This window comes from Pedobacter sp. Leaf132 (assembly GCF_920984695.1).
GTDB lineage: Bacteria > Bacteroidota > Bacteroidia > Sphingobacteriales > Sphingobacteriaceae > Pedobacter.
In genome coordinates this window covers 1-12,030 of sequence record NZ_CAKLBO010000011.1, presented here as the reverse complement: position 1 = coordinate 12,030, position 12,030 = coordinate 1, and the positions used below count along the sequence as shown (strand labels likewise).

The window sequence follows — 12,030 nt, the reverse complement described above, 5'->3', positions numbered from 1 at the left end:
TTTACCCGAATGGACATCTTATTATACCTTTCAGAACTCCTCAGGCAACAAAACTCAATCGGCATAACCGGTTTAGGTACTTTCTATAAAAAGAAATTTGCTGGCAGATACGATAAGGAAAAACAATCTTTTCTTCCTCCGGGATACACTTTAGAGTTTAATAAAGAAGTAAAAGATGAAGCGCTACTTGTTAATTATATTGCAGAGAAAAGAAATATATCAAAGGATAGTGCGGCATATTACGTTTCAAAATTTGTAGAAGAAACGAATACGAAATTAGAGGAAGAACATGAAGCTGAACTTGAAAATATTGGAAGATTATATTTTACGGAACATGAAGGTTTAAGTTTTGAACCTTCAGAAAATGTGGTATTGGGTTCTGAATATTTTGGATTGCCAAAAGTTAAAGAAACTCAACCATCTGAAGATAATATTTTAAAGAATGATCAAGTTTCTATTGAAAATTTAGAAACTGAAGTTGAAGATATAAATGAGGATGATAAGGTATATGATGAAATCGCAGAAGCGCCAACGCATCATAAAGAGGAAATAAAAACTGTACATCCATCACCAGAAATTGAAAATATTGAGCTTGATGAAGTTAAGGACGATTTAAAAAATACTTTATCACATAGTAAAAGCATTGAAGAAGTTGAAGTTCCTGAATTTATAAAAGAGCAACACGAAGAGCATCCTAATCGTTTTGGACATCAGCCAGAATCTGAAGTGCCTAAAACCTTTATAAATTTAGAAGAACCAGAAACGATAGCTGATGAAGAACATATAATCGAAGCGCCTGAATTTATTAAAGAACAGCATGCAGAGCATCCGAATCGCTTTGGCCACGACCCAATGATTGAAAATGTTATTGCTGAAGAAGAAAAATCTATATGGCCAAGTATATGGATTGGATTAATTGTTTTAGTAATTGCAGTAGGGATTATTTACTTTGCTAAGCCAGAATGGTTTGGTTCACAAAAAGGTGCAATTGCAGATTCAACTGCAGTTAAACCCGATACAACTGAAAAAATTATTGCTGTAGACAGTAGCCAATTAAAACAAGATTCTGTAGCAAAAACTGACAGTATTTTAAAAGCAAATCAGGTTGAAAATTTAATTGATTCTGCAAAAAAAACGCAGACTATTGGAATTAAACCTCCATCGGCAGTAAAAAAGGAAATAACAACTGTTGTTAATAATTCGGCAAGTGCAACATTTGATGTAATTGCGGCTTCTTTCCAATCAGAAAGTAAGGCGAAGCTTTTTATAAAACAAATGGAGCGATATGGCTTAAATGCTAAAATTGCCAATTTACCCGGGAAGTTAAAAAAGGTGAGCATTGCATCATTTAAAACTGAAGCAGAAGCACGTACTCAAAGACCTTTACTTGCGAAAAAAATAAAAATTAAAGAACTAGACATAATTCAAGTAAACAACACACCATAAAATGATAACTTTATTAATTCAGGATACCACACAAGCATTACAAGACACAGCAAACGCGGTTAACCAGGCTTTAACACAACCCGCTGAAGAGCTACACTTTATTGATTTATTGTTTAAAGGCGGATGGGTAATGATTCCATTGGCATTTTTAGCTTTTTTGGCTTTGGTTATATTTGTTGAGCGTTATTTAACTATTAAAAAAGCAACTAAAGATGAATCAAATTTAATGGTTCAAATCAGACAATACATTCAATCTGGTAATTTAGATGGTGCGATGGCTTTGTTAAGAAATAACAATTCTCCCCTATCTCGTATGTTACAAAAAGGATTAAGGAGAATTGGTCGCCCGATAAAAGATATTGAAGGTGCTATTGAAAATGTTGGAAAACTTGAGGTTTCTAAACTTGAAAAAAACATCAGCATTTTAGGTATTGTTGCAGGTATTGCACCAATGCTTGGTTTCGTAGGTACAATTGTTGGGGTAATTACAATTTTTCACCAGGTATCTATTAAGGGAGCAATTGAAATTGGAACAATTTCTGGTGGTTTATATACAAAGATGATTACTTCGGCTACCGGATTAATTATTGGTATTATCGCTTATGTATTATACCACATCTTAAATATTATGGTTGAAAAAATTATCCTTAAAATGGAAACTGATGCCATCGATTTTATTGATTTATTAGAAGAACCAGGTAAATAATGAATTTAAGAAAAAGAACAAGAGGCTCGGTAGAAGTTCATACATCGGCATTAAACGATATTATGTTTTTCCTGATGCTGTTTTTTCTACTGGCATCGGCTGTAGTAAATCCGCAGGTTGTTAAATTATTACTTCCACAATCTTCTAGCGGACAACAATCTACAGCTAAGAAAGCTGTAACGGTAAGCATAGACGAAAAGTTTAATTATTTCGTTGATAAAAAAGCTGTGCCTGCTGAAGGTTTGCAAGCATCTATCGAGGCTTACCAAAAGGCTGCACCAGATATGACTATCATTTTATATGTAGCTAAAAACGTTCCGGCAGAAAATATAATGGTTGCTTATGATGTAGCCAATAAATTGCGATTAAAGCTTGTATTAGCGGTAGAGCCTAAAAAATAATGAATACCACAGAAGAAAATAATTATCCAAAAGCCATTGCCATTTCTACAGGAATTATGGCTGTTTTGCTTGCAATTAGCTTTTTAATTGTGATAAATTCTTTTGAACCGCCTGAAGAATTTGGGATGGGTGGCATGGTTGTAAATTATGGTACTGCAGCCGAAGGCATGGGCGATGATTACACGAGTATCGAAGAGCCTTCTGCCGACCCGAACGCTAATAATAAAGCACCGGATAAGGTTGTGCCCGAAGAAAAAGTGACAGAGAATACAGCTGTTGAAACCGGCGATAAGGAAATTCAGACGCAAAATACCGAAGATGCCATTAGTGTAAATACTAAGCCTACTAAAACAGCTGCCAAAACACCAACTACTGCAACAGAAGAAAAGCCTAGTAAACCAACAATAAACCAGAATGCATTGTATAAAGGCAAGAAAAGCACTGGCCAGGGCGGCGGCGATGGTACAGGTAGCACACCTGGTAATCAAGGTTCTGTTAATGGAGATCCATTAGCAAATAATTATGGCGAAGGAGGCTCAGGTTTTGGCAATACACCAATACCTTTAAGGCGTTTTTCCAATTTGGTTACACCGAAAGACGATGGTCAAACCAGAGGAAAAATCGTTATAAGAATTAGTTTCAATAAATCTGGTAACATTACGAGTGCCAGGCAAGAATTAAAAGGCTCTACAATTACTGATACCGAATTAGTTAATAAATGTATACAGGCAATTATGAGTTCTAGTTTAAGCAAATCTGATATTGGAAATGAAAGTCAAACTGGTGTAGTTGTATTTAACTTCAAAGTAAATTAAAATATCAATTTAAACTAAAGTAGCTGATGGTCTGTTATCTCAGAGCATTTTTAAATTATAATATTTAATTCCATGGTCTGTGTCTCACAGACCATTTTTCATATATAATCTTTAAACAATTACATGTATCTCTAATAACATTTATAAATTATAATATTTAATCCATGGTCTGTGTCTCACAGACCATTTTTCATATATAATCTTTAAACAATTACATGTATCTCTAATAACATTTATAAATTATAATATTTAATTCATGGTCTGTGTCTCACAGACCATTTTTCATATATAATCTTTTCATAATAAAATTAGTCAGCCTATATTTGATGTTAATTATGAACTACCAGCAAACGCTTGATTTTTTATACAGCAAACTCCCGATGTTTACCAGAGTTGGTGCATCAGCATTTAAAAAAGATTTAACAAACACGCTGGTATTGTGTGAAGCTATTGGCAATCCTCAACGTAAGTTTAAAAGCCTGCACATTGCAGGTACAAATGGCAAAGGCTCAACATCACACATGTTAGCTTCAATTTTACAAGCGCAAGGTTACAAAACCGGACTTTATACCTCTCCTCACCTAAAAGATTTTCGTGAACGCATTCGCATCAACGGAAAAATGATGGGCAAAGCAGATGTAAAAAATTTTGTTCAACATAATAAAAAGTTAATAGAGGAAGTTGAACCCTCATTTTTTGAAGTTACAGTAGCAATGGCTTTTGAATATTTTGCTAAACATGAAGTAGATATTGCAGTTATAGAAGTTGGTTTAGGCGGGCGATTAGATTCTACAAACATTATCACACCAGAAATTTCTGTAATTACAAACATCAGCCTCGACCATACCAATATGCTTGGTAACACGCTAACCGAAATAGCTGGCGAAAAAGCAGGTATTATTAAAAAAGGTATCCCTGTAGTTATTGGTGAATCTCAATTAGAATCTGAACCTGTTTTTATCCGCAAAGCGAAAGATGAAAATGCTCCAATACATTTTGCTGACCAAACCCTTCAAACAGAAAATATTGAAATTAAAAACAACAAGCTTTCTTTAAATATTTTAAACCAAAACAAAATCAAATACAAAAATTTACAATGCGATTTGACTGGTCTTTATCAACCCAAAAATATTTTGGCTGTTGTTAAAACTATCGAAGTTTTAAATGAAAATACTAACTTCAATATAGATGATGAAGCGCTTTACGATGGACTGAAAAATGTTAAAAAATTCACCCAATTGCAAGGAAGGTGGCAAACTTTACGCAAAAATCCTTTAGTAATTTGCGATACAGGGCACAACGAAGCCGGCATAACTGAAGTTATCAAAAATATCGATAATACGCCGTACCAAAAACTCCATATTGTTTTCGGCATGGTTAAAGATAAAGACATAACAAAGGTTTTATCGCTTATGCCATGTAATGCCACCTATTATTTTTGCAAACCTGATATAGAAAGAGGTTTAGATTCAGTAGAACTTAAACAGCAAGCTTATACTTTTAATTTGATTGGAAATGGCTACAATTCAGTTATCGAGGCTAAAAATGCAGCCATTTCAGCAGCAAAAGAGAATGATTTGGTATTTATAGGTGGCAGCACGTTTGTAGTTGCCGAAGCGATATAAAAACTTTACAAAAACTTCAAAAGCGCTTCATATTAAAATACTTACTTTTAGCCTTTAAACTAATATATAATGAAGAAAATTTCGTGTTTATTTCTTTCCCTATCGTTACTCTCTCAAACTTTTGCATCCGCCCAAACAAAAAAAACGCCAGCCAGTGCAGCCAAAGCCTATCCAGCTGAAGTTGCAAGACCAAAATTAGTTGTTGGTTTAGTGGTTGATCAGATGCGTTGGGATTATCTTTACCGATTTTACAACAGGTACTCAAACGGTGGTTTTAAAAGATTAATAAATGAAGGTTTTTCTGTAGAAAACACATTAATCCCGTATACACCAACTTATACAGCGGTTGGCCATACAACAATTTACACGGGTTCAGTTCCGGCGGTTCATGGTATTATTGGCAACGATTGGTACGATGCTGAAACGAAGAAAAATGTTTATTGCACTGAAGATTCTACCGTTGTAACCGTTGGGAGCACGCCATCTTCAGAAGGTAATATGTCGCCAAAAAACATGCTTACCACAACCATTACGGATGAATTACGCTTGGCTACAAATTTCAAAGGAAAGGTTATTGGCATCTCACTAAAAGATAGAGGTTCTATTCTGCCGGCTGGTCATGCAGCTAACGCAGCTTATTGGTACCAAGGCAGCACAGGCAACTGGATTACGAGTAGTTATTATATGAAAGAAGTTCCGATGTGGATTGCTGATTACAATAAAATGAAGCTTGCAAATAAATTTTATGCTAAAAATTGGGAAACATTATATCCAATCAACACCTATACAAGCAGCACAGCTGATGAAAAAAATTACGAAGGTAAAAACAGTACCTTCACTCACCTTTTAACTCAAAATATTGATAAAAATTTTGATGCGATAAGAAGTACACCATACGGTAACACCATTACCTTGGATTTAGCTAAACTTGCAATTTTATCAGAAGATTTAGGACAAGACAATGTTACAGATTTCCTGGCAGTTAGTTGTTCATCAACAGATTACATTGGCCATGCTTACGGACCAAATTCGGTAGAACTTGAAGATACCTATTTACGTTTAGATAAAGATTTTGAGGATTTCTTTAATTATTTGGATAAAAAAGTAGGTAAAGGAAACTATACTATATTTTTAAGTGCAGACCATGCTGTTGCTCACGTACCAGGTTTTATGAAAGAAAATAAACTTCCGGCGGGCATTGTAAGTGATAGAGATATTGTGTTCAAATTAAATGCATTCTTAAACGAAAAATTTAAAGTAAATAATGTGGTTCTAAAATCAATGAACAACCAAATTCATTTTGACCACGATAAAACAGACAATTTAAACATCAGTTTTGATGTAATTAAGGCAGCTTCTATAGAATTTTTGAAAAGATTAGATGGCTTTGCAAACGTAGTTGATGTATCTAGAGTTTCTTTGGCCACAATCCCAGAAGTACAGAAAAGAATGATTACCAACGGCTATAATGCCCGCCGAAGCGGAGATTTATATTACATTTTAAATCCTAATTGGTTTAACGGAAGCAGTACCGGTACTACTCACGGAAACTGGAATCCTTATGATGCACATATTCCATTAGTATTTATGGGTTGGGGTATTAAGCCCGGTGCAACCAATAAAACTCATTATATGACAGATATTGCGCCAACACTGGCAGCGCTATTGCACATTCAAATGCCAAATGGTACGGTTGGAGAACCAATAACAGAAATCACAAACAAATAAAATTGAGCCACCATACTAGGTGGCTTTTTTATTTATAATGAGTATCAATTCTATTAATAAAATAACCACGTAATAAGTAATTCTTACATTTGCATACACCAGATATAATTTGAGAGATTGAGTTCTTCTCTAAACACTGCAATATGCAACAAGTAGAAATATATAAGCCTAAAAATAAAATCCGATTCGTAACAGCTGCCTCACTTTTTGATGGTCATGATGCAACCATAAACATCATGCGTAGAATTCTACAATCGTCAGGTGCAGAAGTTATTCATTTAGGACATAATCGGTCTGTAGATGAGGTGGTAAACTGTGCCATCCAGGAAGATGTTCAGGGAATCGCCATGACTTCTTATCAAGGCGGTCATATTGAGTACTTTAAATACATGTTCGATTTACTTCAGGAACGCGGTTCAGGGCATATCAAAATATTTGCAGGTGGCGGTGGCGTAATCCTTCCTTCAGAAATAGAAGAACTGGAGGCTTACGGTATTTCTAAAATTTATTCTCCTGATGATGGCAGAAGAATGGGTTTACAGGGAATGATTAATGATATGTTGCAAAAAACCGATTTTGTAACTAAAACAGAAATTAAAGATGAACTGGCTGATATTCAGAATAAAGATATCAAAGCAATTGCTGGTGCAATTACTGTAGCTGAAAACGACCCCGTTGCCGCTCAGAACTTTGTTGATGAACTTAAAAAACTATCTAACAACAATAACGCTCCAATTTTAGGAATCACGGGTACCGGTGGAGCAGGTAAATCATCTTTAGTTGACGAATTAGTACGAAGATTTTTAATTGAGGTAAAAGATAAAACCTTAGCTATAATTTCGGTAGATCCTTCAAAAAGGAAAACTGGCGGGGCATTATTAGGTGATAGAATTCGCATGAATGCGATAAATAACCCAAGGGTTTATATGCGTTCATTAGCAACGAGACAGGCAAATTTGGCGCTCTCTAAAAATGTTCAGGAAAGCATTGATATTTGCAAAGCCGCTGGTTACGATTTGATTATCGTTGAAACATCAGGCATCGGCCAATCAGACACCGAAATAACCGAACATTGTGATGTTTCACTTTACGTAATGACTCCCGAATTTGGTGCTGCCACGCAATTGGAGAAAATCGATATGCTTGATTTTGCAGATTTGGTTGCAATTAATAAGTTCGATAAACGTGGAGCATTGGATGCACTACGTGATGTACGTAAACAATATAAACGCAACCATAATATTTTCGACGCAAAGGATGAGGAAATTCCTGTATTTGGAACAATGGCATCGCAATTTAACGATCCTGGAATGAACAATTTATTTGTCGCCTTAATGGAGGAAATAAAAGTTAAAACAGGAACCGATTTCCATGCGAAAATGGAGCTTACTTCAGAACAATCTGAAAAAATTTATATCATTCCACCCGATAGAATTCGGTATCTGGCAGAAATTGCAGAATCCAGCCAAACCTACAACGAATGGGTTGATAAGCAAACTAAAATTGCAAGGAAAATGTATCAGTTAAAAGGTGTTATAGATTTAGCTGAAGAAAATAAAAGCCTTGCAATTGGGACTGGCTTAGCTGAAGCTTACACATTCTTTGAAGAGCAATTAGATGGTGAATGTAAAAGATTACTTCGCCAATGGCCAGAAACTAAACGAAGCTATAAAGAAGAATTCTTTATCTACAAAGTACGGGATAAAGAAATTAAGCAACCGCTTTATTACGAATCGCTATCGAAACTGAATATTCCTAAAGTTTCGCTACCACGATATGAAGATTGGGGAGATATACTTAAATGGTTACTTACAGAGAATCTTCCCGGAGAATTTCCTTATGCTGCCGGAGTGTTTCCTCTAAAAAGAGATGGAGAAGACCCAACCAGGATGTTTGCGGGTGAAGGTGGTCCAGAACGAACAAACAAAAGATTTCACTATGTCTCCTTAGGTCAACCAGCGCATAGACTGTCAACAGCCTTTGATTCAGTTACATTATATGGTGAAGATCCGCACATCCGTCCGGATATTTATGGTAAAATTGGAAATTCAGGTGTAAGTATTGCCACGCTAGATGATGCTAAAAAACTTTATTCGGGTTTCGATTTATGCGCTCCATCTACTTCTGTATCGATGACGATAAATGGTCCCGCTCCAATATTATTGGGTTTTTTCATGAATGCAGCCATTGATCAGCAATGTGAAAAGTACATTATCGAAAATGGTTTAGAAGATGAAATTGATAAAAAAATCACTTCTATTTATCAATCTAAAAAAATTGTTAGACCAACTTATAATGGTAAACTTCCCGAAGGCAATAGTGGTTTAGGTTTAATGCTTTTAGGCGTTACCGGCGACCAGGTTTTACCTGCAGATGTTTACTCAAAAATCAGAGCTTATGCCATAAGTTCAGTAAGAGGCACCGTTCAAGCTGATATTTTGAAGGAAGACCAGGCACAAAATACCTGCATTTTCTCAACAGAATTTGCGCTGAGAATGATGGGTGATATTCAGAAATACTTTATCGATGAAAAGGTAAGAAATTTCTATTCGGTCTCAATTTCAGGTTACCATATTGCCGAAGCTGGTGCGAATCCAATTTCTCAGTTGGCCTTTACCCTTAGTAATGGATTTACATTTGTAGAGTATTATTTAAGCAGAGGCATGCATATTGATGATTTTGCACCGAACCTTTCCTTCTTTTTCTCAAATGGAATCGATCCTGAATACGCAGTTATCGGTCGTGTAGCAAGGAGAATTTGGGCTAAAGCAATCAAAAATAAATACAAAGGAAACGACCGTTCTCAAAAGTTGAAATATCACATTCAAACTTCTGGCCGCTCATTACATGCCCAGGAAATAGACTTTAACGATATCCGTACAACTTTGCAGGCATTATACGCTATATATGATAACTGTAATTCCCTACATACAAATGCTTACGATGAAGCCATTACCACGCCTACTGAGGAATCTGTACGCCGGGCGATGGCCATTCAGCTCATTATTAATAGAGAGTTAGGATTAGCCAAAAATGAAAATCCACTGCAAGGAGCTTTTATCATAGAAGAATTAACAGATTTAGTTGAAGATGCAGTTCTGGCCGAATTCAAAAGAATTAACGACCGTGGAGGCGTTTTAGGCGCAATGGAAACTATGTACCAGCGAGGTAAAATTCAGGAAGAAAGCTTGTACTATGAAACGTTAAAACATTCAGGAGAATATCCCATTGTTGGTGTTAATACATTCCTGAATAAAAATGGCTCTCCAACAATTGTTCCTGGCGAGGTAATCCGAGCTACAGAAGAGGAAAAACAATACCAGATTGAAACCCTTAAATCTTTCCAAAAGAGAAACGAAGAAAGTTCAGATGCTATCCTTAAACAACTGCAGAAAGCAGCAATAGCCGGCGAAAATATATTTGAACACCTTATGGAAGTTTGCAAAATTTGCTCACTCGGGCAAATTAGTAACGCTCTCTACGAAGTAGGCGGACAATACAGAAGAAATATGTAGAACAAAAAGGCCACGATTAAATCGTGGCCTTTGTTATCTCTCAAGTGTTTACCCAGCTATCCAGCTAAACTTATAATCAATAGTCGGGTTTTTCATGCGCTCTGCAACGCGTAAAAGCCTTCCAGGTAAATTCATAATGTAGTCGCGGGCTTTCTCACCGGCCTCGTCTAAATCACGCATACCTTCAACATTCCAATCAACAATTAATTGCTGCATAATTTCAACATAATCAACAGCAGTATAAACACCTAATCTCTGTGCTGCATCTGTAAAATGTCCAAAAGTTTGACCAATTTTCAAACCTACTTCACGAAGAAAGTGTGCAGGCATTACAATCTTCTTACGCATCATATCTTCAAAAGCTATCATTGCCTCATTAGGGTCAACTTCAAAAATTCGATTCATAAAATCTTTATACGCCTTAGCATGACGAGCTTCATCAGAAGCAATTACACCACACATTTTTGATAGTAAGGTATCACCATCTTTCTTCGCTAAAGATGCAACTCTTCTATGTGAAATATTTGTTGCCAATTCCTGGAAACTGGTGTAAATAAAATTTCTGTAGGGGTCATGTCCCGTTCCAATGTCGAAACCATCAGCAATAAGATATTGGGTCGAAATTTCCATCTGGCGCATATCAACCCTTCCAGAAAGATATAAGTATTTGTTTAACAAATCACCATGTCTGTTCTCCTCAGCAGTCCAATGTCTAACCCACTTCATCCAACCACCTTCTTCATCACGACTGTGTCCATCAACCATTGCCAACCAAGATTCATAAGTAGGTAAAGCTTCCTCGGTAATAGTATCGCCGATTAAAACAGCAACTAAATCGTATGAAAGATCCTTCGCATTCTCACGTAAGTTTCTTACATCTTGATAAAAAGTCTCGCTTGTAGAATCAGGTAAGAAATCAGATGGTTGCCAATTTGTATCAATCGGCTTTAAATAACTTCCCATAGATTCCAGCATATATTTTTCAATATGCGTCATTACTTCCCTTCTCTTATCTGCAAAAAAACTCATTATTTATCTTATATATTGTATCCGCAAAGATAACCAAATATTATGGAAACCTTATAATATTAACACAATTGAGACTAATGAGTTTTAAATATTACTTAAATCAAAATTTAATATATCGAATTAAAATTTTCTAGCACTTTAGCCGTCATAAAGCAAATCCAAATAAGTGTATAACGCTATAATGTTTTGAAAACGAAAGCTGGTTTTTCATCGGTCCATCCAGCCCTGCTGTTGTTCCAATCTTTTTGATGATTGGCAGCAGAAGTTTTGAAAAAGCTTGTGCACTCAAAAAGGATTTCCACGCCATCAGGTTTAGCTGGCCTGGTCAGCTGCTTCGTTGAACAGTTTCAACGCCAATACCAGATTAACAAATTCTTCGACATTGAAACCTTAGCTGTTCTCAGACGCCTTAGATGGTAAAATCGTTTGGGTTTATGTACACAATTCCTGCTAATCCTATTGCAGCAATGAATATAAAGCATCACTCATTTCCATAGGCAACCAGTGCTCTTCACTATCATACTAAGATGCCCTCAGATGCCTTAGATGATAAGAACCATTTGTATTTATCTGCGCAATTCCTACCAATCTGCGGGCGTTATTCCGGCTCTTTTAGTTACAGTGAACTTTCAACTTTGAACTTTCAACTTTGAACTTTGAACTTTAGACTCACAAGTCCCATCGTTGTGCAAAAAAGCTTATAAACAAAGAAAGCCTTGCAACAATTGTTACAAGGCTCTTCTTTTAAGATTTGGCACCGACCTA

Annotated in this window: 9 protein-coding genes; 7 read left to right on the top strand and 2 right to left on the bottom strand. The window is 35.9% G+C overall.

Annotation, left to right across the window (positions count from 1 at the left end; genetic code table 11):
• Positions 1 to 9: 9 nt before the first annotated feature.
• The 7 genes from LUA86_RS16675 to LUA86_RS16645 all read left to right on the top strand — a co-directional run bounded on the left by LUA86_RS16675 (position 10) and on the right by LUA86_RS16645 (position 10,236).
• Positions 10 to 1,446, top strand: coding sequence for a hypothetical protein (locus LUA86_RS16675; protein WP_231464877.1), 1,437 nt, complete (start codon positions 10 to 12; stop codon positions 1,444 to 1,446).
• 1 nt (position 1,447) lies between these two features.
• Positions 1,448 to 2,152: a MotA/TolQ/ExbB proton channel family protein gene (locus LUA86_RS16670; RefSeq protein ID WP_231464875.1), complete on the top strand. Its 705-nt coding sequence runs from the start codon at positions 1,448 to 1,450 to the stop codon at positions 2,150 to 2,152.
• Positions 2,152 to 2,553 (top strand): biopolymer transporter ExbD, encoded by a 402-nt coding sequence (locus LUA86_RS16665; protein ID WP_231464873.1) that lies wholly within the window; start codon positions 2,152 to 2,154, stop codon positions 2,551 to 2,553. The genes LUA86_RS16670 and LUA86_RS16665 overlap by 1 nt, the downstream gene beginning before the upstream one ends.
• On the top strand, positions 2,553 to 3,368 hold the full coding sequence (locus tag LUA86_RS16660; protein ID WP_231464871.1) for an energy transducer TonB: 816 nt from the start codon (positions 2,553 to 2,555) through the stop codon (positions 3,366 to 3,368). Before LUA86_RS16665 ends, LUA86_RS16660 begins: the two co-directional genes overlap by 1 nt.
• Before the next feature lie 335 nt (positions 3,369 to 3,703).
• Positions 3,704 to 4,993, top strand: a complete 1,290-nt coding sequence (locus tag LUA86_RS16655) for a folylpolyglutamate synthase/dihydrofolate synthase family protein (RefSeq protein WP_231464870.1) — start codon at positions 3,704 to 3,706, stop codon at positions 4,991 to 4,993.
• Positions 4,994 to 5,062: 69 nt separating this feature from the next.
• Positions 5,063 to 6,721: an alkaline phosphatase PafA gene (pafA, locus tag LUA86_RS16650; protein WP_231464868.1), complete on the top strand. Its 1,659-nt coding sequence runs from the start codon at positions 5,063 to 5,065 to the stop codon at positions 6,719 to 6,721.
• A 143-nt stretch (positions 6,722 to 6,864) separates the two neighbouring features.
• Positions 6,865 to 10,236 (top strand): methylmalonyl-CoA mutase family protein, encoded by a 3,372-nt coding sequence (locus LUA86_RS16645; RefSeq protein ID WP_231464866.1) that lies wholly within the window; start codon positions 6,865 to 6,867, stop codon positions 10,234 to 10,236.
• 48 nt (positions 10,237 to 10,284) lie between these two features.
• Here the strand turns inward: LUA86_RS16645 and LUA86_RS16640 are convergent, their stop codons facing one another.
• Entirely contained in the window at positions 10,285 to 11,265 is a 981-nt protein-coding gene (locus LUA86_RS16640) for an acyl-ACP desaturase (RefSeq protein WP_231464864.1), read from the bottom strand.
• 176 nt (positions 11,266 to 11,441) lie between these two features.
• A complete protein-coding gene (locus LUA86_RS19265; RefSeq protein ID WP_255713488.1) occupies positions 11,442 to 11,567 on the bottom strand; it encodes a hypothetical protein in 126 nt (41 codons plus the stop codon).
• Between the last annotated feature and the right edge of the window lie 463 nt (positions 11,568 to 12,030).

What these genes read in the sequence shown, in the direction of transcription:
- LUA86_RS16675 (WP_231464877.1), top strand. Translation starts at nt 10, where the DNA reads ATGGACATCTTATTATACCTTTCAGAACTCCTCAGGCAACAAAACTCA.
- LUA86_RS16670 (WP_231464875.1), top strand. Translation starts at nt 1,448, where the DNA reads ATGATAACTTTATTAATTCAGGATACCACACAAGCATTACAAGACACA.
- LUA86_RS16665 (WP_231464873.1), top strand. Translation starts at nt 2,152, where the DNA reads ATGAATTTAAGAAAAAGAACAAGAGGCTCGGTAGAAGTTCATACATCG.
- LUA86_RS16660 (WP_231464871.1), top strand. Translation starts at nt 2,553, where the DNA reads ATGAATACCACAGAAGAAAATAATTATCCAAAAGCCATTGCCATTTCT.
- LUA86_RS16655 (WP_231464870.1), top strand. Translation starts at nt 3,704, where the DNA reads ATGAACTACCAGCAAACGCTTGATTTTTTATACAGCAAACTCCCGATG.
- pafA (WP_231464868.1), top strand. Translation starts at nt 5,063, where the DNA reads ATGAAGAAAATTTCGTGTTTATTTCTTTCCCTATCGTTACTCTCTCAA.
- LUA86_RS16645 (WP_231464866.1), top strand. Translation starts at nt 6,865, where the DNA reads ATGCAACAAGTAGAAATATATAAGCCTAAAAATAAAATCCGATTCGTA.
- LUA86_RS16640 (WP_231464864.1), bottom strand. Translation starts at nt 11,265, where the DNA reads ATGAGTTTTTTTGCAGATAAGAGAAGGGAAGTAATGACGCATATTGAA.